This is a genomic window from Vibrio spartinae (genome assembly GCF_024347135.1).
GTDB classification, from domain to species: Bacteria; Pseudomonadota; Gammaproteobacteria; order Enterobacterales; family Vibrionaceae; genus Vibrio; species Vibrio spartinae.
Map to the genome: position 1 here is coordinate 1,781,359 of NZ_AP024907.1, position 23,125 is coordinate 1,804,483.

Sequence of the window (23,125 nt, forward strand, 5' to 3'; positions counted from 1 at the left end):
CAGTGATTATTTATTTAAAACATGGGAGAGATATGCATTTCAACCCTGAGAATAAAAAAAGTCACAATAATGGGTTAAAAAGGTAGAAAATCCGTTCTAAAAGTCGATTGTAATGGGGCCGATTTTGCCATTCTTCATCCGTCACAGGATAGGATTGCTGAATATATTCATCCTGCAATCGAGATAGCTTTTGGGTAAATTCAATATCATCAACAGCCAGCGTGACTTCAAAATTTAACCATAGGCTACGCATATCCATATTGACGGTGCCGACCAGACAAAATTGTTGATCGATGACAACGGATTTGGTGTGGAGCAGACCACCATAAAACTCATAGATGGTGATACCGATATCCAGTAACTCACCGTAAAATGAGCGAGAAGCCCACTTGACCATGGTTGAATCATTCTTATGGGGAATGATGAGATCAATGCTGATTCCCCGTTGGGCCGCGGTTTTCAGCGCAGAGAGCAGCTCAGAACTGGGCACGAAATAAGGGGTGGTGATTCTGATGGACTCATTGGACTGGTGAATGGCGAGGATCAGTGCCTGAGAAATCAAGTATTCGGGCATCCCCGGCCCAGATGGGACGACCTGAATCGGATGGCGTGGTAAACCGTCATCAATGCGACACTGGGGAACTTGCGGAAACTCTCTGACGCCAGTTTCAAATTCCCAATCCCAGCAGTGAATTGCTGCCAGCACATTTACGGTCGGCCCTGTGAGACGGACCATAATATCAATCCACTGACCGACACCGGAGTCCTGTTTGAAAAACGCCGGATCGACCAAATTCATTGAGCCTGTATAAGCCACCAGATCATCAATCACAATAATTTTTCGGTGTTGGCGGAGATCAAGACGATGCAGAAAAATACGCCACGGGCGGACTTCCAGTGCCTGAACGATCTGAACGCCGGCATCGGTCATCATGTGGTACCAGTGGCTTTTGATAAAACGGTGACTGCCCGCAGAGTCTAGCAGTATTTTGACATCGACCCCCCGTTTCACTGCCTGAATAAGACTTGAGGCGACGGCATCTGCCAGTCCGCCGACATGCCATATATAAAAAACCATGCGGATAGAACGCTGTGCCTGTTCAATATCTGCGATGATTGAATTCAGAATGACCTTCGGATCGCGCTGTAGCGCCAGCGTGTTTCCGCTGAGAGCCGGAATCCCCATGCGATGATTACAGAGTTCATCGATTTTATAGATGTGTGCACCCATATTCTCGGTAATGTGAGCCTGACAGTGATTCAGTTGCGTAAACCATTCGCCGAAAGAAGGTGACATCGTTTTGGCTAGCTCAGCCCTTTTTCTGCCAAGATTGAGCTCTCCGAAGAGGAAATAGCAGAAAACGCCAAGAATCGGCAGAATATAGATGACCATCAGCCATGCCAGAGAAACACTGACGGCTCTCTTTTTAAAAACGATTCGAAACGTCACAAGTGCGACTAGTAACCAATAGATACCAATGCTGACTAAAGTGAGGATGTGATAAATTTTATCCATATACCGTTGTATATCCGTTTTATCTCTTCATGGATATTAATGTGAAAGTATCGTTTAGGGAAGCAAGATTCACCCACACCTATCAATTGTTACAATTGATAGGTGTGGGGGCTTGGTGTTGATATTTTTATTTCTCCCAGAGGACGTTAGCTTCTGAGTTTAAATTGTTGAATTAAACCGTTGAGCTGTTCAGATTGTTCGGTGAGTTCTTGAGCGGACTGAGCACACTGTTCTGAATTTGTGGTGTTTTGATGTGTCACTTCATCAATCTGATGGATGCCTAAATTGATCTGTTCCGCACCCGTTGCCTGCTCTGTCGCTGCCTGAGCAATTCCATTCACTAACGTTGAGACTTCACTAACACTCTGCACGATTTTGTCCAACGCTGCTGCGGTTTGTTCTGAGAGCTGGATCCCGCGTTTGGTTCTTTGCGCTGAGGTTTCGATGAGTGAGGCCGTTTGTTGTACAGCTTTTGCACTGCGGGCTGCCAACTGGCGGACTTCATCAGCGACGACCGCAAAACCACGGCCTTGTTCTCCGGCGCGAGCGGCTTCGATCGCCGCATTCAGTGCCAGTAAGTTCGTCTGTTCAGCAATCTCTTCAATCGATTGAATAATATGGTTGATATCATTGCCTGATGACTCGATCTCTTGCATCGCACTTCTGAGTTCAGTCATCAGTTCATTGCCATTCTCAGCGGATTGTAGCGATTGTTGTGACAGGTTACTGGCTTGTTCTGCATGGCCTGAACTTTCTTTGATTTGTGCGGTAATCTGGGCGATGGTGGCACTGATTTCCGTAACAGACGATGCTGAATTGGTCGCACCATTGGCTAAATCTTGACTCAGTCCGGCAATGGTATCGGCATTTTGAGTAATCACACCTGAGCGATGACTGATTTGACTGACTAATGTATTCAAATCATTCACCATCTGTGTCAGAGCATGACCGAGTTGATCTTGCTCAGATGCAAGTTCAACGGTGAGGTTGAGGTCTCCCTTGGAGATTTGCTCAGTCACTGACACTTGTTTTTGTAAGCTATCCGCCATGTTGTCTAGTGCCTTGGATAATTGACCGACTTCATCGGCCGAATGATAATTCAGACGGCTGTGGAACTGACCACTAGAAATTGACTGAGCCATATTCACCGCAGCCAAAATTGGTCGCGCCAGTGTTCTGGCCATCAGGAACAAGGCTCCAATTGCAAGTATCGTAATCCCTAAGCCAATGAGAATTTGCCAAGTCATATCTTCTTGATTGTTATCAGCAAGCTTTTGGGAAAGTTGGTGCACATTTTCCAGCACCAGCGCCTGATCGACGCGGATCAGAATAAACCAAGTGATACCGCTATTGCCTAATGAAATCGGTACATATATTTCGATGAGATTGTCTTGATCATCGGCATGCGTTAACGGCTGTTTCTGCTGGATAACGGCCATGATTTGAGCGCTCTTAGCGCCGAATAATCCATCAATTGATTTGCCAATGAACTCTGGCTTTTGACTGTCTGCGATAACCAATCCCGAGTCTGTCAGAATTGAGATTTGAGAATGACCATCATACAGTTTCGAAGAGATTTGCTGGCTGAGTTGTTGGACAAAATCGAGGTTGTAGTCGGTGCCCACAACCCCTTTGAACTCACCATTGACAATGACAGGGGCGGATAAAGTTGCCAGCCAGACATTTTTTCCTTGAACCACATAAGGCAGTGGTGCGGTTACTGTTTCGTGCAATGTTTTTTCAGGAACCTGATACCAGGCACCTTTGATCACGCCATTCGGATGAGGTTCAGTGGAGTCATATTCGACTAATGGCTGAACTTCAATTTTACCAGACTGATCGCGTGTCCAGTAGGGGGTATAACGTCCGGTGTCTTCATTATTACCATTCAAGCTGTTTGCATTGAGATAGTCTTGGTTGTCAAAAGCGTTTGGTGCCCAGCAACTATATGAGCCATTGAGATCAGGGTTATTCTTCAAGATAGCTAACAACATATCATTGAACGATTGTCGGTTGAGTAATTCGACTCGGTTGGCATCTTCGTAGACTTTCGAAGCAGACGTGACCTCTGCTAATGTCCGTGCTGTATTGAGACCTTTTTCAAGGCGTCGGCTAATCGATTGGGCATACTTGGCGGCAGTTGCTTCTAGTTCGTTAATCGTGATTGTTTTGACAATAGTTGAGACTTGTTGAGAAACCAATTGTTGTGTGGTTGAAGCGGAATAAACGCCATATCCGACTAAGATGCCAGAAGTAATAAATAAACAGATACCTGCGGTGAGCGCTATCTTGGTTTGAATCGATTTAAATGTCATAAAGGCTTCCCTGAATTATTATCCCAATTTGATTTGGTACATGCCTGCCTCGATGTGAACCAATGTTATTCAGCTGTTTGTGATATGGAGTTTCAGATGAAAATTCATGTCTTTAGCCTTGGTTTCACTCGTCAATGAAAAGTGATGATTCATTGAATTAAATAAGCATAGATATGAATATAGCCTGATGTATCTCAATTGGATTACAGTTATTGTATGAATTGTGAATCGATGAGCGGCCTAGCCAGCAACCCTGATGGCAAAAAAACAAGTCCTATAAGCATAGATGAATGTATTCGTGATACATAACTTTTTAGTCGTAATTCACTGTGACTTATATCTGTTTTCTATGATATGAGCACATCGGGAAGGCGGGATGAAAACGGATAACGCAGTCATGATGTTTTTAACAAGGAAGAGGGAACCGGTTTGCAAGATTTCTTGTTGTTCTTTTGTTAAAGCAGAGATAAATCGTCAGGGGGTGGTTAAAAAATCGGCATGTAACTCGATAAAATAGGACACTATCAATAAATAAAACTGTTTGGCCTTCCAATTTTAAGGACAAACTGTTTTACTTGCCACGCTTTGCGAATCAGTAGAATTTTGAGTAAATGTACATTTTATTTTACACCCATCTGGTTCCATTCAGTGTAAACACAATATCGGCATAAAAATTGGTATAAAACATATGGCAAGTAATACAAGAGGTCATTTTTCTTCGAAACTTGGCTTTATTATGGCAGCTGCTGGCTCAGCGGTCGGTCTGGGTAATGTCTGGGGATTTCCCACCAAAGCTGCCAGTAACGGGGGCGCTGCTTTTTTGGTGATCTATCTTGTGATGGTCTTTTTGCTGGCATTTCCAATGCTTGTGGCTGAACTGACTATCGGGCGACATGGGCAGGCAAATCCTATTTCCTCCTTAAAATCAATCTGGACTAAAAATCGTGCGCTTGCCGGTGGGTTTGGACTGATTGCGATTGTGACCGCATCATTTATCCTGAGCTTCTATTCAATTCTTGCGGGTTGGTTGGTCAGCTATGCCATCGCTCCGGCGATTGATTTGGCTGGCTTTCATCAAACCTCAAGTTGGTTAGTGGATTTCGGTGTTTCACGTAATCTCATTTTTACAGTTATTTTTTCTCTATTAACGATTTTGGTTGTGCTGCGAGGCGTTGCTGATGGCATTGAGCGCTGGTCAACACGATTGATGCCTATGTTATTCGTCTTGTTTGCGGTGATGATTCTATACATCTTCACTCAAGACGGTGCGATGGAAGGGCTGAAGATGTATTTGGTCCCGGATCTGTCTCAGCTCCATGGTGGATTGTTTGTTGATGCCATGGGCCAGGCATTTTTCTCCCTGTCACTGGGATGCGGTTCAATGATGGTTTATGGCTCGTATCTGAAAAAAGATGTCAATCTTCCCAAGATCGCTGCGCAAGTTGCTTCGATTGACACCGGTGTTGCTTTCTCTGCCGGATTACTGATTTTACCGGCAATGTATGTTGCGAAAAACAACGGTGTTGATATTTTCACTGAAAGCGGTGCGCTGAAAAGTTCCGGTGATTTAGTTTTTAAAGTGTTGCCTGCCATGTTTGAAACCATGGGGAATATCGGGGCATTACTCGGATTCGGTTTTTTTGTTTTGATGGTCATTGCGGCCCTGACATCTGCAATTTCGATGCTTGAAGTCCCGGTTTCCTGTGCTCAGGATGAGCTTGGGTGGGGGCGTTCAAAAGCGACTTGGTTGATCGGTGGTTTGATCCTATTCATTAGCATTGTGATTTGCCTCAATTTTGGTCAGCTTTTTGGTTTAGTGGCTGATATTACGACCGTGTATATGCAGCCATTGCTTGGTGCCGCTTGGGCTGTTGTGGTTGGCTGGATTTGGAACCGGAATAAACTGCTCAATGAAATTAAGCAAGGTTATCCGGAGATCGAACAAGGCTTCTTTTGGAAGATTTGGCCGTGGTACGTTCGTTTTATTTGTCCGGTTGCGATCATCATGGTATTTGCTTACCCATTAATCTAATGACTCAACTGAAATTTCCTGCCAAAACACCTTCCTTCGGGAAGGTGTTTTTATGACTGTCGGTTTTGTTTCTCCTACTTTCCCTCTATACTCCACCGCCTGACGTGGAGGATGCCGTGTTTCGTATATTATTTGTTCATGCCGACTTTGTGTTGATTCACAAATATCCCGGTGTTTCGGTGCATAAAGATGATGGGGACACCATGCTTGTCCATGAAGTGAGTCGTCAACTGGGAGGCGGACCGCTTTATCTGGTCCATCGACTGGACAAGATGACATCAGGGCTGTTGTTGTTGGCTCGTTCTGCTGATGCAGCCCGAGCATTATCAGCCTGTTTTGCCGAACGAATGGTTGAGAAATACTATTTGGCAATTGGTGCGAAAAAGCCAAAGAAGAAGCAGGGGATCATTTGTGGTGATATGGTTCGTTCTCGTCGTTCCGGATGGATGCTGACGACGGCACAAACCAATCCTGCAATCACTCAGTTTTTTTCGACCGCTGGTGAACAAGGAGAACGCTTGTTTATTTGTCGCCCTTTGACGGGTAAAACCCACCAAATCCGAGTCGCACTGAAGTCGATTGGTTCTGCAATCGTCGGTGATCCCATTTATCACAACAGCCATAGTGCGGATCGTGGCTATTTACATGCTTACGCATTGGCATTTCCGTATGCTGGTGAGTGGCACCAGTTTATCTGTGATCCGAGACATGATGATGTCATGGGTGAGAAGTGGCGGGAGCCTGCGATTGTCCACGGTATTGAAACGTGGTCTGAACCGTGGTTACTCGATTGGCCTAAAATTAAACGAAAGCCTTGAATTTATTATGGATAGCAATCAACTAACAGTTTTTTTTCAACACCTTGAGCAGCAACTTGAACCTGAATTCTTTGAAATCAGACGTGTGTTTCATGGCCGGGGACGATGCTGGCCAGGTCTGGAGCAACTGACGGCAGACTGGTTAGCGCAGCAACTGGTGGTGAGCCTTTTTAAAGCGCCTGATGAACAGTTTATGCATCTGTTACGTCAAGGGTTACACGATCTGACACGACAAGCGTATTGGCAACAATGCGGTGGAAAAAGTATTGTCATCCAGCATCGTTATGCGCAAGGTGCGCCTGTTGAAGTGTTGTGGGGAACGTTGACATCACATCCGGTCGCAATCGAGGATGGCTTAAAGTATCAACTGGATATTGGACGGAATCAGAACTGTGGTCTATTTCTCGATATGCGTTATGGGCGACGCTGGGTGAGAGAACAAGCGGCCGGTAAGAAAGTGTTGAACCTTTTCGCTTATACCTGTGGCTTCTCTGTTGCGGCGATTGCCGGTGGCGCCGACCAGGTCGTCAATCTTGATATGGCCAAATCTTCATTGGCGAAAGGGCGGGACAATCATCTCCTCAATCAACATGATGTCAGTGATGTCCATTTTCTGGCCCATGATTTATTGAAATCATGGGGAAAAATCAAAAAATATGGTCCATATGATTTAATCGTCATTGATCCACCGACCTTTCAAAAAGGCAGCTTTGCTTTGACCAAAGATTATCGGAAAATTTTAAGGCGTTTGAATGATTGGTTGGCCGAAGACGGGCAGGTGCTTGCTTGTGTGAATGCGCCGATGGTTCCAAGTGATTTTCTGATTCAGAGTATGCGTGAAGAAGCACCGACACTGACGCTCAGCCAGCGTTTAGAAAATCCACCTGAATTTGCTGATGTCGATCCGGAGTCTGGTTTGAAAGCACTCGTGTTTCATTGAACCGAGACCTGATACGGCTGTTCCCGGTGGTATTTGCCACCGGGAGCGCATAGCTACTTGCTCTGAGCCTGAAATACAAGGGTATGTTTTTCACCTTTTAAGGTCAGTTTGTTTTTATCAATGTCGATGCGACTCCATTCGGAGAGCGTTGATATAACGGTGTTATTGAGTGCCATTGATTTTTTCAGGCACAATTTCATCGTTGAGTTCAAATGGGTAATTCTGAACTCATGTGAATCGACATCGATGTCTACTTCACCAACATAATCATTACAACCCGCCAGCCCGGTAGCCGTCATTTTTTGATCAACACCGAGTGATGGTGCTTTTTTTCCTTTCGGGCGTTCCAAAGCTTTGCCATCCAACTCGACCAGATGCCACTGAGGTGTTTGCAGTTCAGACAACTGAATCGGCTTATCTTTACTCGCGCACCCTGCCAAGCCAGCCAAAGCTGAGAATGTGATTGTTGTGACGATAGCCTTTGAACTAAGCTTCATATAACCAACCTTTGATTGTTAAAATTGTGACGTTGTTATTCTTTTTGCATATAGATTTACGGTCAATCTGGATACTCAAAGAATATATCCGGTAACCTTACTTGAGGGGCTGGACGACTCGTCATGATATGCAAATACAATTTGGCGAAGTTAACCAATTCCCAACGGGGATTGTAAAGAAGGATTTTGATATTTCAATCACCGGAGTGAAATAACGGAACGAAAATACATTCCAGACGTAAGCCATATTGAACGAAACTATGGATATCGCACCAGATTTTGGATCATAAGACATGGAACAACTCGAATTTTTTGATATTCCCAGCCCTTGTATCCGAGTGTGTGAAGTGGATGAAAAAGGTTATTGTCGGGGCTGTATGAGAAACCGAGACGAACGTCTTCGTTGGTTGAAGATGAGTTCGGCTGAGAAGATCCATGTCATTCAATTATGCAAAATGCGTTATCGCCGTAAAATGGCTAAAAAACAAACTGCTGGTCATCTGGACAAACACGACTCGCAAAGCCCGCAGCGCGATCTATTTTGAATGATGTTTTAGGCAGATGTGAAGCGCCGTGTGACCCAGTTTTTTGATTATTTGTTGGTGTGCCAGCGATCATTGACCCAACCACCAGCCTGCTCATCAAAATGATTGCCCGTAAATTGACGGTTACTATCTGCTTTTCTTTCATGTCGAGGTTGTTCATGGAGTAGGTGATGGATGTAGTTTGCCATTGGATCATTAGATTGACCGTGTTGTTTTAGGGCGACCTCCTTAATCATATTGAGTCGATATGTTGAACTTGAATGTTTCATGTGACCTCCTACTGGTGAGTGTTGTACAAAAAATAGTCACTTTGTATGACTGCGTCAATAAGGACTGCTTGAGTTTTCCGTTATTTTTGATCTTGGGCAAAAAATACTTAAAGATGTGCCAATACCAGCGTACGAAGTTAGGTGTCGTGAAACACAGATAAAAAAAGAGATAGTCATTGGACTATCTCTTCGGGCAGTGGTTTAGTGACGACTGGGTTTGTCGTGTCCGGTCAAATTAGCGTGTCGTTTGCTGAAATTTTTCGGAAGCGTCACGACAGCTTTTCTCAACATTACGCAAGTGTTTGCTTGTTTTCAGAAAGTTGTTTCCAATGGTTTTCAGGCTAGCGATAATTTGTTTTTGCGCTTGTGTTTCAGAATTCATCTGCAAGTCCCCTCAAGATAAAAATAAAAAGGCTAACGAGAGCATTGCTCATACGTTAGCCGAACTTACCGTTGTTAGAGACCTGAAGCAGAATGAATCGGAGCTGTTATCTGTTTTAGCGATTCATCGCTTTACTATTATTATTCATGTACGTTTATTATTTATGTACGTTGTGTCTGTAATCGTTATGTTGTGCTTGATTATTGCCCCGAGTATACGGGAAGAGAGGGGTGTTTTCGAGCTATTTTGAACAAAAATTGATCAAAGCGAAGGGCGGGTTGCGGTTTTTTGTTTATTTATTAAACGTTTCATAACGAGATTGCTTCTCTACTATCATCGTTTAGCGTGGGAAGGCGAATAAAATAGCGAAACCCCGATGTTTGGTAGTCATCGGGGTTTCTAAATTGTAGATATCACGGTTGGTAAAGCCGATTATCTTTATGCAAAAGGTGCTGGATTACTCCGGCTAATTCTAAAGAGAATTAGATACGGATGAAGTCCATGTGTGTTACTTTTGGCTTGAACACATGACGTTGCACATCTTGTGGTTTCACCTTAACTTCTGCACCGTCAATCACAAGAGTGATTGCTTCGTAGAATTCAGGCTTGTCCATTTGGTTGATGACATCATCATGGGTCAGTGCGATAGATACAGGGGCTGCATCACCACCGTAAACGATAGCTGGGAATAGACCAGCATGACGTAGGCGGCGGCTCGCACCTTTACCTAGTTCAGTACGTAAAACTGCTTCAAGTTTCATATTATTTACTCTCAAAATTAGTAAATGGTTTGGTTAAGTCTGGCAATGCGACCTTGCCAGACGAAGTCCGTTTCACACAGATAATGAAACGAGCGCGGATACTATCATTCTCTGCATTTACGGGCAATAAGTATCTTGTGATCTAATGTTTTTGGCTCAATTCATCGGCAAATATCTTATCTCTGAGTTTCCAGAAACGGCCCGATTTTCGGGCTATCACAAATTGTGGCAACCGAAACCGATGTTGATGAGCGATGACTCGGCTTGGTGACGATTCGAGAAATGGCCGGTGTTTATCTGCCAGATGGGGCCTGACGAAACGTTGATGAAACAGCCGTTTCTGTTTTTGGGTTGTCAAAGGCCAAAATTCATGAACTTGAGCCTGATTCTCTCCGTGGTAAGTGATTTTTAACTGGTTTTTGCCGTGATTATCTTTATGTAGATTGAGCTCCATATTCAGACATTCAAACACTAATGCATCTTTCAGATTGAGGGCTTCTTTCAGTTTTTTATCCGGATCGACCAGTATGGCCTGGCATTCATGGCAGAAGCGAGCGGCAATATCATTGTCGGCACCACACTCATGACAATATTTCGCCCGGAAACGATAGTCACAATGATGCCGTTCTTGCGTGTCTTCATCAGTAAAGTAGCCCTGACACCGTCGTCCGTAATGTTCGATCAGAAATCCGCCGGCATCTAACTTGCCCCAAAAATTATTGTTAAAACCACATGCGGGGCAAGGGACGGTGACAATCTCACTTTGGCTATCGGGTTTGGGTTCGCCAATTTCGGGTTGCTCGAGATCGTATTGATTACCGGCATAATCGAGGATCAGGCAATCTTGCTTACCGGGAGAAAGACGTAATCCCCGGCCAATAATTTGCTGATAGAGACTGACGGATTCGGTCGGGCGGAGAATCGCGATTAGATCTACATGAGGGGCATCAAAGCCTGTGGTTAATACCGAGACGTTGACCATATATTTCAACTGACGCTGTTTAAATTGCCGAATCAGCTGATCTCGTTCTTGGGCCGGTGTCTCACCGGTGATGATTGCTGTTTCTGATTCGGGAAGCAGGGCATAGATTTCCCGGGCATGATGAACGGTTGCGGCAAAGATCATCACGCCATGTCGGTCTTGAGCTTGTTGGATGACCTGAGCAATAATCTGAGGCGTCGCTCGTTTTGCTTGCGAAATGACTTTGTCCAGTTCAGAGGTTTTATACACACCGGTTGCCATCGGTTTGACTTGAGAAAAGTCATAACTGAGTACCGGTGCATCAATCAACTTTGCCGGCGTCAAAAACGCTTCATCTAACAGATAGTGAATCGGCAGCTCGAAAATACAATCCCGGAAAAAACGGGGTTGTTCACTGCGAACCTGACCGCGGGTATGGTATTGATAGATCCAACCCATCCCCAGCCGATAGGGCGTCGCCGTTAAGCCAAGGATTTTAATCCCGGGATTATTGGCCTGAAGGTGTGAAATGACTTTCTGATAGCTGCTGTCTTGATTGTCCGGCACGCGATGACATTCATCGATGACGAGCAGCGAAAACTGATGGCTAAATGCCGATAAGTGACGAGCAACCGACTGAACGGATGCAAAGACCACTTGTTGATCGGTCTCCTTTCTGCCAAGTCCGGCAGAAAAGATGGCACCGTTCAGGCCGTACCCTTCATATTTTTCATGATTTTGTTCAACCAACTCTTTCACATGAGCCAGCACGAGAACCCGTCCTTTTGCCAGTCGGGCCAGTTCTGCAATGACAAGGCTCTTTCCCGCGCCTGTCGGTAAGACAATGACTGCCGGAGTATGGTGATGACGAAAATAATGGATGACCGCTTTCACAGCATCACTTTGATAAGGACGAAGTGTATACATAGATTCAATTATTCAAGAAAAGTGTGAAACTGCTCAACTAATGGCTGATAGGTAGCTATAATAGCGCACTTCAATATCATGAGGTACGCATGCGTCTGGATAAATTTTTATGTGATGCTTTAGGCATCACTCGTAGAGAAGCAACGAAGGTCATCAAACAGGGTGAGGTTTGTGTCAATGAACAGGTTCAAAAAAGTGGCGCGCTGAAACTGACCGCAGCAGATGAAGTTACGTGGCAGGATCAACCGATACGGTTGCACGGGCCTAAGTATATTATGTTGTATAAGCCTGAAGATTATGTGTGCTCTCACGAAGATGGCTTTAATGAAACAGCTTTTATGTTGCTCGATGAGCCTCATCTGAAACATTTGCATTTTGCGGGGCGGTTGGATGTTGATACGACCGGTCTCGTGTTGATTACCGATGATGGTCAGTGGTCTCACCGGGTGACTTCGCCTAAACATCAATGTGCCAAGGTCTATCATGTGTGGCTGGCTGATCCGATTGCAGAGGATGCTGTTGCCCAATTTAAACAGGGAATTCAGTTACGCAATGAACGGGAACTGACTTTACCGGCCCAACTTGAAATTCTTGATGAAAAGGAAGCGCGCCTGAAAATTTATGAAGGCAAATATCATCAGGTGAAACGCATGTTTGCTGCCATTGGCAACAAAGTCGTCGGATTACACCGGGAGCAAGTCGGACAAATCTGTCTCGATGATACGCTGGCTCCGGGGGAGTATCGGTATCTGACCGAGGCTGAAGTGCAGTCGGTCTGGGAAAACCCGGCTGCGGATGTTTAGCATGTTATTGCTTATTAATCAGTATCATGCGTTCATTTGAACGGTGGCAATCACTTAAATAGGAGATTTATGAGTACTGGGCAGGCATTAAAACATGACAGTTCTCCTCGGATGGACTTATTACTTTTTATTATTTTAGGTGCGATTGGTGCGATTACTCCATTAGCGATTGATATGTATCTTCCGGCCATGCCCGTGATTGCCCGTGATTTAGGGGTGAGTGCCGGGGCGGTGCAGATGACTTTAACGGCCTATACGGCCGGATTTACAGTGGGGCAGCTTGTTCAAGGCCCGTTTTCGGATAGCTATGGTCGTCGTCCGGTTATGTTACTCGGGATCGTTTTGTTTGGTCTTTGCTCGGTTGTATGTGCCAGTGTTAACGATATTGAAGCGCTGACCTATATTCGTGCCGCACAAGGGTTTGCCGGTGCAGCCGCTGCAGTTGTGATTCAGGCAGTCGTGCGTGACATGTTTAATCAGGAAAATTTTGCCAAGGCGATGTCCTTTATTACGCTGGTTATCACGCTGGCACCCTTGGTTGCTCCTATGTTAGGGGGGCATTTGGCGGTCTTGTTCGGCTGGCGCTCAATTTTCTGGGTGCTGACGGGGTTTGCGTTGCTCGTTATTTTGATGGTGCTGTGGAAGATTCCTGAAACCTTAAAAGAAGAAAACCGTCAGTCATTAGATTTGAAACGGACCCTGAAAAACTATTGGCAATTGTGTCAGTCAAAACGCTCTCTCGGTCTGATGCTTTGTGGCGGATTCTCTTTTGCCGGGATGTTTTCTTTCTTAACGGCTGGCTCGTTTGTTTACGTTGATATTTATGGTGTGAGTCCGGATAAATTCGGTTATCTGTTTGGTCTGAATATCTTAGGTATTATGTTGATGACCAGTGTGAACAGTCGCTTTGTCAAAAAAGTCGGCTCGATCATCATGCTTCGTTTTGGGTTATTGATTCAGTTTGTGGCGGGTCTCGGATTGTTAATCGGTTGGTTCTTTGACTGGGGATTATGGGGAACCGTGCCGTTTGTGGTGCTCTTTATCGGGATGATTTCAACCATCGGCAGTAATGCGATGGGGCTGCTCATGAGTGGCTATCCGCACATTGCCGGAACCGTTTCGTCATTGGCGGGTACGTTTCGTTTCGGTGTCGGCTCGATCGTCGGGGTGATTGTTGCGGCAATGCCCGGCGATGCAGTCTGGCCGATGGTGTTCAGTATGGCGGTCTGTTCCGTATTATCTGGGGTGAGTTACTGGGTGTCTGAAAAGAGCTTAAGGAGCGCATGATGACCTATCATGATGAAATTCAGCGGGTAGTGAATACGGCGTTGACGGAATTAGCACAAGCGCACCAACGCGGCCAACTGGTGAATGCGCCGGTGTCCAACAATCATTTTCTGGTTCGCTGGGTGACGAACGCTTTAAAACAGCAACGTTTTCACCGCTGTGTCGGCGATGACCTGACAGGATGGCAAAAAGCCGGGCGTTCTCAGGGGAATCATGCCGCACTGGAACGTGTATTTCAGCGGATCTCGGCTTATTACGGCCTGTTCTTTACCACTGATACGTCAGCCGGGCAGCAAATTACCGGGCAACAGATTACCGATCAACAGATTGAGCAGTTTCTGGATACCATGACAGAAGCAGGGTGGGAGATCGCCACTTCAGAACCGCTGGTCGGCTGCGGTAAAGTGCAGTTATTTACGGAAAGCTCTGATTCATTAGCACTTTGTGCACAGCAGTGTGAATCTTGTTTTGATGGCGCGTTCCTGACGCAGCCGATGAGCTTATTTGTACGGGGCAACCATACCCAATTTGTTGATCAAGCCTGGCAAGCAGGTCTGATGGTCCATAAACAGACCAATTATAAATCCAATGTAAAATATCACGGCGAGTATTTGATCTATCCGGGGAATCGGGGAGAACAACTGGCAGAAATTCCCCTCGGATTTGTGATTGAGTGAGTTGATGTGAGCGTAAGCTGAAGCCCCCTCAAATTGAACTTATCAAGGAGCATCCTTTTAAGTTCAGCATTTGTATCGGATGCGTTCCGTTTTACGTCGTTAGGTGAGCTTTGTCAGCTGCTTATCAATGTGCATCATCAATCCCGTTTCTCCTTTTGATAGATGCTCGGCTAAGATATTGGCATGATAATCCTCACTATCTTGGCGACGGAATGGGATAGGGGCTTCATCAAATAGCTGTTCAAGGCGAGAATTCCAAGCGGTAAGCTCTGCCTCAAGCGCCGCTGGTTCTAATTTCCCTGTTCCATAGACAGCATGAGTCGATAAGACATCGAATCCCGGAAAAAAGAGCATCCCGTGGGTAATCGGGAATAACAGCTCGTCTAAGGAGCCATTAATCCCGCGCAGACCATAATCTTGATCTGGTCCTCCTACCATGACGGACAGTATTGCTCGTTTACCTTTGAAAATACCGTCGCCGTAGCGATAGCGATTCCCCTTACCTTGATAGCCGTAAGCAAAACCATAAGCATACACTCTGTCTATCCAGCCTTTCAGAATAGCAGGCATACCAAACCACCAAAGTGGAAAATGAAAGATGACAGCATCCGCGGCCAGTAGCTTCTGCTGCTCTGCGATAACGTCCTGAGTTTGTTGGCCTGTAACATAAGCGTGCTCTGATTCTTGGATAAACATAAGCTGGTCAGGATTGGTCCGATGGGGAAAGTCTGCTGCATCGAAAGTCGCTTTCCAACCCATGCTGTATAGGTCTGATTGCAGCACGTTATATCCAAGACGATCTAACGTTTGTAAAGTGTCGGACACGAATCGGCGCGTCAGAGATTTCGGTTCTGGGTGGGCATACACAACGAGTACAGTTTTTGACATTGGTCTTTTCCTCAGGTTATGTCAGCAAGCGAGATGCTTTGCTTGTCGATACCGAATGTAGTGTGCAGGTAAATATGGTATATCTGAAATATAAATATTTATTCGTAGGTATAGATTAAATGGATACCAAAAAACTGGATCTCAATTTACTGGTAACATTTGAAGTTTTAATGGAAGAGAAAAATGTCAGTAAGGCTGCTGCACGGTTACATCTGAGTCAGCCCGCAGTCAGCACCCAGCTCAGTCGGCTGAGAGATTTGTTCAATGATCAGTTATTGATTCCAGCTCGGCGTGGCATGATTCCTACTGCTAAAGCACTCGAGTTAACTTTGCCTTTGCGTCTTGCGTTAGATCAGGTTCGGGATACGCTGACAACGCACCAAAACTTTGAACCACAACAAGCCGACCTAACCGTGATGCTCGCTTGTACGGATTATCTTCAGTCTGTCATCGGCTTGTCCATTATTGAAACTTTAAGGCGGCAAGCACCTAACGTGAAGGTTGGGTTACGCAGCTTAGAGCCAGCCCGGTTAGAAGCGCAGCTGGCGAATGGTGAAGTCGACCTTGCTCTGATGACACCGGAAGCGGCACCTCCCGCTTTACGTACCAGACATTTGTATGATGAAGTCTATGTATTGATTGGCCGAAAGGGTCATCCACAGCTTGTCGATGATATGAGCCTTGAAGATTATGTCCGACTTGAGCACATTGTCGTATCTCTCGATGGCGGAAAATTTTTAACACCTCATGATCAAGCGCTCAAAGCACTTGGCTATTCACGCAATGTTGTACTGTCGGTTGCCACATTTCTGATTGTTCCGGAGCTCGTCACTCAATCAAATTTTGTAGCACTGGTACCAAAACGTATGACATTAGGGCGAACGGACTTAACCGTTGTATCTTCGCCTGTCACATCAACCGGATTTTCTGTAGGAATGGTGTGGCATGAGCGCACCCACGGTCACAGTGCACACCGCTGGGTCCGTGAAATGATCAGTCACATTATGCTTTAATGACCGATGAGCACTGTGTTTTGTTCTTCGGGAGAGAGTCGGCTCTCTGGCTCATTTATGTCCAGAGGCTTCTAGACATGAAGTTTTACTCGTGGCACTTTTCTATCAAAGTGCCAGCTAGCTCAGATCTGCCCCATTCTTTGTTATCTCATCTTTTCAGTGGCGAATCGTACCAATGGGATCGCAGTACTTTTGCTAATGGTTGGCAGCGTAGTGATGGTGAAAGAAATCTCCCATTTTCTATCAAAATCAGTGTTTCAATCTGCGGTTTTCATTTGAATTGTTATGCATGTACGTTGGTGATCAGAATATTGCATTAGTTAAAGTTTATCTTCCGGACTTTATGTAAACATTTCCGAACTTCTCATCAATCTGTCAGTGAGTCTCCTGGGGCATTATGTTCTTGTGCCTAGCCAACAATACATTAAACAGGAGAGCCATTTTGACTACTACTAATACATCAGGACCAATTGTAATCATCGGCAAAAACGCAAAGACAGGTGTAAGAGTTAATAAATTATTATGTGATCTAGGAATTGAAACTCGACCGGTCTCCCGAAGTACTGCTATTCACTTCGATTGGAACAACAGAAATTCTTGGTCTCAAGCCTTGAAAGGTGCAAAATCAGCCTATGTCACCTATCAACCAGACCTAGCCGTTCCCAATGCAGAAAGTGACATTCGAGCTTTTGTAGAAGTCGCTAAGAAAGAAGGTGTAGAACATATTGTTTTGCTATCTGGTCGTGGAGAAGAAGGGGCCGAGAAAGCAGAACAAATTCTGATTAACAGCGGTTTAGATTGGAACGTGGTTCGCGCGTCATGGTTTGCTCAGAATTTCAGTGAAAGCTTTATGGCGGAGGGGGTGCTAAATGGGAACTTGGTTTTGCCAGCGGCAAGCACACCAGAACCTTTCATTGACACTGATGATATAGCGGAAGTAGCAGTAGCAGCACTCGTTGACGCAAGTAAACGTAACCGCCTTTACGAAGTAACGGGACCAGAACTATTAACCTTCCGAGATTGTGTCGATGAAATATCTAAACAACTGGGAAAAAAGATCGCGTTTACCTCGGTGAGCATTGATGACTACTTGACCATTCTGGAAAGCCAAAAAGTCCCACAAGACTATCAATGGTTGCTCAACGAGTTGTTCACCGTGGTATTTGATGGTCGCAATTCTAATTTAACCCATGGAGTGGAGGAAGCTATTGGACGTAAGCCAACTAAGTTTTCGGACTATGTTTCAAAGACTATTGAGGCTGGTTACTGGGGCTAACTAAAGAAAGGAAATCGAAAGTACTGCCCGATTTTGTTATTGGGCAGTTATCTGTCTGGTTGATGCGAAGCGGCGCTATACATATTGTTTTTTTGTTGTTGATGGAGACTCACCATATTTTGCTTTATAAGCACGGCTAAAAGCGGCTTCTGATTGGTATCCTACATCCAGAGCGATATTCAACACATTTGCTTTCCCATGTAATAGCCTCTCTCTAGCGAGCGATAAACGCCAATCTGAGATGTATTTCTTCGGGGGTTGACCAACCATCTTTTTGAAATACGCGATGAAGCTTGTGCGAGACATACCGGATAACTGTGCTAGAGAGTCGATATTTATATTCGCAGAAGAGTCGTTGTGTATCACTTTCATTGCACGAGAAAGACGCTTGTCTGTATGCGCGACTATCCAATTTGGGTTCTCGTCAGACACCTCATTTATCCAAGAACGTATGCACTGCAAAATCAAGATATCGGCCAATTTAGAGACCACTAACTCCGAACCATAATCCTCGTATCTCGTTTCCCTATGTATAGCTTGCACCATATTTTTGATCGTTTCGTGTGCCTTTGATTGAGTTGAGATAATAATAAAGTCTGGCATAGAAGAGATGATCGAAGTCGTGATCTCGTTATCAAACAATACAGTCCCACATAGTGTAGTCGTGATATCACCATGTTCCTTGGTCTTTAGTCGTTCGTAGTGCTCCGTAACTTTCTCTAGCTCGTTTTCAAATAAATCTCTAGCGACAGTATTGTTTATATCAACAATATCATGACCAGTTCCGCGTGGTATCAGGATGAAATCCCCAGGTCCAAGTTTCACCTTCTCATCAAACACCGACACAATTGCTTCACCCTCAAGTATCAAGTGAAACATAGTGCTAGATGGAATGGCTGGCATCTTGATGCCCCATGGTTGCTTCATGGTGGAATGCGTATAGAACACGCTGTTCATTTTAAGCTGACTTAATGGTGAAGCAGAATCGATTTCTTTGCGCTTTTCCGGAGCAAACTTCGCCAACGCCTGGGATTTTTTATCATCCATAATTGTACTTCCTGCAAATCTTCTGAGATTTCCTGCAAACCAAATTATCACTGAATGACTTGTAATAGACAAACTATTCGATGACGAGAAGAACTAAATGCTTATACTTACATTCCAAGCTCTTAGCTTGATAACGGCCATTTCAACAGCGCTATTAGCAGGGACTTACTTTATCTTTCATAACACAGTCATGATAGTGCTTGCAGAGCAATGTGGTATGAAAATGATGAATCGCATAAATAAAGTCATCTTGAACAAAACATTTTTGACCATTTTTGTATTGTCACCTTTATGTAGCCTTTTGTTGCTCATCATTGGCTTGACTGGAGGGCAACTAACTACACAAACACCGTTGCTCTATGGTACTTTGCTTTCAATTCTAGGCTTCCTCATCACCATTCGGTTCAATGTGCCACTTAATAATCGTTTAGCTCTTGCAGTAGAAAGCGACAAAAATATGTGGGAACACTATCTTGTACATTGGGTAATCTGGAATCAACGTCGCTATTATATTTCGACTTTAGCTGTCGCAGGTTTTCTATTTTAATATTAACGATATAGAAAAAATTAGAGCCGTCATTTCGTCAGCGCCAAAGCTTCATTTGAGTTTGGACAGATGCCCTGACACGCCTTTGCCCCATTCGGTGTTAACGTAATTACTCAGTGGCAAATCAGCGGCATTGAAATCACCGTACTTTTGTTCATGTCTACCAACGGAAAGACAGTGACAGAAAACTCCCAAAAGCGAGCAACGGCAACCTCATAGAGAGCTTGAAGTTTACTGTGATAACAACTGCCATAACGACCAATAGTATTGATATAAGGCCCCCCCTTACGTTAATGAAAAACAACGGTTCTCGCGGTTGTCTAAGGCTTTAAAATACGGTAATCGGGGCGTAGCTCAAATTCGGAATTCAAACTAACTCTGATTTGATATTGAAAATATTAATAATGGGACTAAGTGAATCTTTGTTTGGTACATCTCCAACATCGCCAAATCCATATCCATAGAAAAAATATGAAATTGTTTGTATTAGTATTCCAGCAATCAACCAAAACATTGCGCTAGTTAATAATGCATGAGCCATCTTTACACAAGTAACAGTGTCATTGGTTAAATCATAGTTTTTCCGCAAAGTACTCAACAATTTTTTCACTAATTGCAGTTGTAATGTTTTGGTGTTGTTATGCGTTATTAACTCTTTCCAGTTTAATAAGTGGAAAGGTGAAACTTTAAGTGCTTTGTGAGACCACATGACGCACCTAACCAATATAGTTAATGCCAACATGAATACTGCAATTGTGAGTAAATCTAATACACTTAAAAGATTAAATTTCACTGGTATTTTTAGTTTGATGACTACTGGAGCCAATGAGAGGAGTATTGTTATTAGTGCGATTGAAACAGCGATATATACACCAGCTTTACTATCTATGGTGGATCGTCTTGCCTGTTCCTGATCATACAATCGTCTAGACTCATCTAAGAGAATACCTGTTGCGTCATTAGTTGATAAACCAGTTATTAGGTCTAAATCTTTTTCAAGTAGTTCTCTTTTTATACTTTGAGAATCTTGCGAAAGCGTTGGCCAAAATAAGTCAAGATTCATAATTGTTCTCACTAATCTTCAGTAGTTCATCAACGATAGATGAAGCTATTGGTAACTTAGTTTGATTCTCAATCCAAGCCCACTGACCATTAGGATTGATCTCAAGAAACCAATAGTCCCCATCTAAGTCACACACCAAATCAATAGCACCGAATCTCAGGTTTAAGTCTTTGACTAAATTGATACATTTCATTTTGAGTTCATCTGGTATATCTATATGTTCGTGCAGCAGATCAATTCGCCCTCCTTGACGCCAATCAACCTTGGTTGCTTCTGATGTTTGTGACCAAATAGCAACAGGAAACACTTTGTTGCCAACTACAGTTACCCGAACATCATATTTTTTAGAGATTTCTTGTTGGTATATAGAGGGAGCAAAGGCTATTGACTCTTCATACTCAGGTGTAAGAGATGGTATCTGGCTAGTAAAAATAACACTTTCATTCTTTCCCTTTAGAAGTGCTTGTCTCAATGGCTTGGCTATGAGGCTTTCATTCGTCGTTCTTTCCATGACAGTAAAAACATCATTGGTAATGATACCTTGTGGTATCTGAAACCCAAGAGCATTAGCAGCAACAAGCTGTCTTGGTTTATCTTCAGCTAAGGCTATGTTGGGTTCTACCCCGTTTTCACGGACGGTTTAGTAAAGACGTAAACTTGCTGTCTTGATTCGCCAGTCTACGTCGCATTCTTGGATTATGGAACCGTTCGATATAATCAAAAATATCTGCTCTGGCTTCATTTCTTGTCCGGTATTGTCGATAATTGATTCGTTCCCGTTTCATCACACCGAAGAACCCTTCACAAGCCGCGTTATCTGCACAATGGCCTACAGCACTCATGCTGCTGGTTAGGTTCTTTTGCTTGAGAAAGCGCTGATAATCTCCGCTGGTAAATTGTGTGCCACGATCTGAATGTAAGATAACATGATGTCTTTCCTGTCGCTGCCAAACCGCCATTTCGACGGCTCGAATCACCATATGACGGTCTTGTCGATGATGCATCGACCAGCCAACGATGAGCTTGTTAAACAGGTCAAGCACCACACACAGATAAAGCTTCCCTTCAAGTGTCCCAATTTCTGTAATGTCTGTGACCCATTTGGTTTCCGGCTCCAAAGCATGAAAGTCCCGCTCAAGATGATTCTTTAAACCGTCAGGACGTGCGGACTGTCGCTTTGCCCCTCGACCTTTTTTACGCGGCCTGCCATAAAGTCCATTCGCTGACATCAGCCTGGCGACACGATTTAAGCTCGCTTGCAACCCTTCGGCTTGCAGATCTTCGTGCATACGTGGTGCGCCGATAATACCACCGCTATCATCATGGATCTCGCGCATTCGTTTTAATAACGTTGCGTTAGCAAGAGCACGCGCACTTGGCTGACGTTCCACCCGGGTTCTACCCCGTTTTCACGGACGGTTTAGTAAAGACGTAAACTTGCTGTCTTGATTCGCCAGTCTACGTCGCATTCTTGGATTATGGAACCGTTCGATATAATCAAAAATATCTGCTCTGGCTTCATTTCTTGTCCGGTATTGTCGATAATTGATTCGTTCCCGTTTCATCACACCGAAGAACCCTTCACAAGCCGCGTTATCTGCACAATGGCCTACAGCACTCATGCTGCTGGTTAGGTTCTTTTGCTTGAGAAAGCGCTGATAATCTCCGCTGGTAAATTGTGTGCCACGATCTGAATGTAAGATAACATGATGTCTTTCCTGTCGCTGCCAAACCGCCATTTCGACGGCTCGAATCACCATATGACGGTCTTGTCGATGATGCATCGACCAGCCAACGATGAGCTTGTTAAACAGGTCAAGCACCACACACAGATAAAGCTTCCCTTCAAGTGTCCCAATTTCTGTAATGTCTGTGACCCATTTGGTTTCCGGCTCCAAAGCATGAAAGTCCCGCTCAAGATGATTCTTTAAACCGTCAGGACGTGCGGACTGTCGCTTTGCCCCTCGACCTTTTTTACGCGGCCTGCCATAAAGTCCATTCGCTGACATCAGCCTGGCGACACGATTTAAGCTCGCTTGCAACCCTTCGGCTTGCAGATCTTCGTGCATACGTGGTGCGCCGATAATACCACCGCTATCATCATGGATCTCGCGCATTCGTTTTAATAACGTTGCGTTAGCAAGAGCACGCGCACTTGGCTGACGTTCCACCCAAGCGTAATAACCACTAGGAGAGACGCGCAAACAACGGCACATGAGGCGAATAGAAAACACATCGCGGCAACGCGATATCGCAAGATACCTTACGGTAACTCTTTGGCGAAGAACGTTGCCGCTTCTCGCAAAAAATCTCGTTCCTTTTTCACTTTCGCTAATTCGCGTTTTAGCCTCGCCATTTCTTCATCACGAGGAGAGCCACTGCCTTGAAATGCTTTATCTTGTGACTGCTCCGCCTCTCGTTTCCAACGGTTTAATAAGTTAGGATTGATGCCGATATCTAATGCTATCTGACGACAACTCACACCCGGTTGCTGAGTCAGCGCAACGGCTTCGCGTTTGAATTCTGCAGAATATTTTCTTCGCTTGGTCATAGACACTCCT

Annotated in this window: 21 protein-coding genes and 2 pseudogenes; 10 read left to right on the forward strand and 13 right to left on the reverse strand. The window is 44.6% G+C overall.

Going from position 1 to position 23,125, the window contains the following annotated elements; all coding sequences use genetic code 11:
* Positions 1–61: 61 nt before the first annotated feature.
* A complete protein-coding gene (cls, locus tag OCU60_RS07905) occupies positions 62–1,516 on the reverse strand; it encodes a cardiolipin synthase (protein ID WP_074373623.1) in 1,455 nt (484 codons plus the stop codon).
* Positions 1,517–1,662: 146 nt separating this feature from the next.
* Positions 1,663–3,831: a methyl-accepting chemotaxis protein gene (locus OCU60_RS07910; RefSeq protein ID WP_074373624.1), complete on the reverse strand. Its 2,169-nt coding sequence runs from the start codon at positions 3,829–3,831 to the stop codon at positions 1,663–1,665.
* Positions 3,832–4,519: 688 nt separating this feature from the next.
* On the opposite strand from OCU60_RS07910, the gene OCU60_RS07915 reads away from it, so the two are divergent.
* From OCU60_RS07915 to OCU60_RS07925, 3 genes are all read left to right on the forward strand, one after another.
* On the forward strand, positions 4,520–5,863 hold the full coding sequence (locus tag OCU60_RS07915; RefSeq protein ID WP_074373625.1) for a sodium-dependent transporter: 1,344 nt from the start codon (positions 4,520–4,522) through the stop codon (positions 5,861–5,863).
* A gap of 116 nt (positions 5,864–5,979) precedes the next feature.
* Entirely contained in the window at positions 5,980–6,681 is a 702-nt protein-coding gene (locus OCU60_RS07920) for a TIGR01621 family pseudouridine synthase (protein ID WP_074373626.1), read from the forward strand.
* 7 nt (positions 6,682–6,688) lie between these two features.
* Complete coding sequence (locus OCU60_RS07925; RefSeq protein ID WP_074373627.1) at positions 6,689–7,621, forward strand: class I SAM-dependent methyltransferase; 933 nt, start codon at positions 6,689–6,691, stop codon at positions 7,619–7,621.
* Positions 7,622–7,674: 53 nt separating this feature from the next.
* On the opposite strand, the gene OCU60_RS07930 is transcribed toward OCU60_RS07925, so the two are convergent.
* A complete protein-coding gene (locus tag OCU60_RS07930; protein ID WP_074373628.1) occupies positions 7,675–8,118 on the reverse strand; it encodes an META domain-containing protein in 444 nt (147 codons plus the stop codon).
* Positions 8,119–8,411: 293 nt separating this feature from the next.
* Here OCU60_RS07930 and OCU60_RS07935 point away from each other — a divergent pair, with 293 nt between their 5' ends.
* Entirely contained in the window at positions 8,412–8,663 is a 252-nt protein-coding gene (locus OCU60_RS07935; protein ID WP_074373629.1) for a DUF1289 domain-containing protein, read from the forward strand.
* Between the two features lie 47 nt (positions 8,664–8,710).
* Here OCU60_RS07935 and OCU60_RS07940 read toward each other — a convergent pair whose 3' ends face one another.
* The 4 genes from OCU60_RS07940 to OCU60_RS07955 form a co-directional block, all read right to left on the reverse strand.
* The gene (locus tag OCU60_RS07940; RefSeq protein ID WP_074373630.1) at positions 8,711–8,932 is read right to left on the reverse strand and encodes a hypothetical protein; all 222 of its coding nucleotides are present in this window, start codon (positions 8,930–8,932) and stop codon (positions 8,711–8,713) included.
* Positions 8,933–9,167: 235 nt separating this feature from the next.
* Entirely contained in the window at positions 9,168–9,314 is a 147-nt protein-coding gene (locus tag OCU60_RS07945; RefSeq protein WP_159439471.1) for a hypothetical protein, read from the reverse strand.
* 482 nt (positions 9,315–9,796) lie between these two features.
* Entirely contained in the window at positions 9,797–10,075 is a 279-nt protein-coding gene (gene rplY / locus OCU60_RS07950) for a 50S ribosomal protein L25 (RefSeq protein WP_074373631.1), read from the reverse strand.
* A 142-nt stretch (positions 10,076–10,217) separates the two neighbouring features.
* A complete protein-coding gene (locus tag OCU60_RS07955; protein ID WP_074373632.1) occupies positions 10,218–11,963 on the reverse strand; it encodes a DEAD/DEAH box helicase in 1,746 nt (581 codons plus the stop codon).
* A gap of 89 nt (positions 11,964–12,052) precedes the next feature.
* On the opposite strand from OCU60_RS07955, the gene rsuA reads away from it, so the two are divergent.
* The 3 genes from rsuA to OCU60_RS07970 all read left to right on the forward strand — a co-directional run bounded on the left by rsuA (position 12,053) and on the right by OCU60_RS07970 (position 14,730).
* Positions 12,053–12,766, forward strand: coding sequence for a 16S rRNA pseudouridine(516) synthase RsuA (gene rsuA, locus OCU60_RS07960; RefSeq protein ID WP_074373633.1), 714 nt, complete (start codon positions 12,053–12,055; stop codon positions 12,764–12,766).
* A gap of 69 nt (positions 12,767–12,835) precedes the next feature.
* Positions 12,836–14,053, forward strand: coding sequence for a Bcr/CflA family multidrug efflux MFS transporter (locus OCU60_RS07965; protein ID WP_074373634.1), 1,218 nt, complete (start codon positions 12,836–12,838; stop codon positions 14,051–14,053).
* Positions 14,050–14,730: a DUF2913 family protein gene (locus tag OCU60_RS07970; protein ID WP_074373635.1), complete on the forward strand. Its 681-nt coding sequence runs from the start codon at positions 14,050–14,052 to the stop codon at positions 14,728–14,730. The genes OCU60_RS07965 and OCU60_RS07970 overlap by 4 nt, the downstream gene beginning before the upstream one ends.
* A 99-nt stretch (positions 14,731–14,829) precedes the next feature.
* Here the strand turns inward: OCU60_RS07970 and OCU60_RS07975 are convergent, their stop codons facing one another.
* Positions 14,830–15,618 (reverse strand): NAD(P)H-dependent oxidoreductase, encoded by a 789-nt coding sequence (locus OCU60_RS07975; RefSeq protein ID WP_074373636.1) that lies wholly within the window; start codon positions 15,616–15,618, stop codon positions 14,830–14,832.
* 119 nt (positions 15,619–15,737) lie between these two features.
* On the opposite strand from OCU60_RS07975, the gene OCU60_RS07980 reads away from it, so the two are divergent.
* Positions 15,738–16,631 carry a LysR family transcriptional regulator gene (locus OCU60_RS07980; RefSeq protein WP_074373637.1) on the forward strand — a complete coding sequence of 298 codons (894 nt, stop codon included), beginning with the start codon at positions 15,738–15,740 and terminating at the stop codon, positions 16,629–16,631.
* A 442-nt stretch (positions 16,632–17,073) separates the two neighbouring features.
* Positions 17,074–17,907, forward strand: a complete 834-nt coding sequence (locus OCU60_RS07985; RefSeq protein ID WP_235862191.1) for an NmrA family NAD(P)-binding protein — start codon at positions 17,074–17,076, stop codon at positions 17,905–17,907.
* Between the two features lie 75 nt (positions 17,908–17,982).
* Here OCU60_RS07985 and OCU60_RS07990 read toward each other — a convergent pair whose 3' ends face one another.
* A complete protein-coding gene (locus OCU60_RS07990; RefSeq protein ID WP_074373638.1) occupies positions 17,983–18,954 on the reverse strand; it encodes an AraC family transcriptional regulator in 972 nt (323 codons plus the stop codon).
* A gap of 97 nt (positions 18,955–19,051) precedes the next feature.
* Here OCU60_RS07990 and OCU60_RS07995 point away from each other — a divergent pair, with 97 nt between their 5' ends.
* A complete protein-coding gene (locus OCU60_RS07995; protein WP_074373639.1) occupies positions 19,052–19,501 on the forward strand; it encodes an anthrone oxygenase family protein in 450 nt (149 codons plus the stop codon).
* Positions 19,502–19,868: 367 nt separating this feature from the next.
* On the opposite strand, the gene OCU60_RS08000 is transcribed toward OCU60_RS07995, so the two are convergent.
* The 4 genes and pseudogenes from OCU60_RS08000 to OCU60_RS08015 all read right to left on the reverse strand — a co-directional run bounded on the left by OCU60_RS08000 (position 19,869) and on the right by OCU60_RS08015 (position 23,115).
* Positions 19,869–20,564, reverse strand: a complete 696-nt coding sequence (locus OCU60_RS08000) for a hypothetical protein (RefSeq protein WP_024701201.1) — start codon at positions 20,562–20,564, stop codon at positions 19,869–19,871.
* Positions 20,554–21,075, reverse strand: a complete 522-nt coding sequence (locus OCU60_RS08005) for a hypothetical protein (protein WP_235862192.1) — start codon at positions 21,073–21,075, stop codon at positions 20,554–20,556. The genes OCU60_RS08000 and OCU60_RS08005 overlap by 11 nt, the downstream gene beginning before the upstream one ends.
* Before the next feature lie 107 nt (positions 21,076–21,182).
* Positions 21,183–21,952: pseudogene (locus tag OCU60_RS08010) on the reverse strand (IS3 family transposase); the annotation flags it as partial.
* Positions 21,953–21,962: 10 nt separating this feature from the next.
* A pseudogene (locus OCU60_RS08015) lies at positions 21,963–23,115 on the reverse strand (IS3 family transposase).
* Positions 23,116–23,125: the final 10 nt, after the last annotated feature.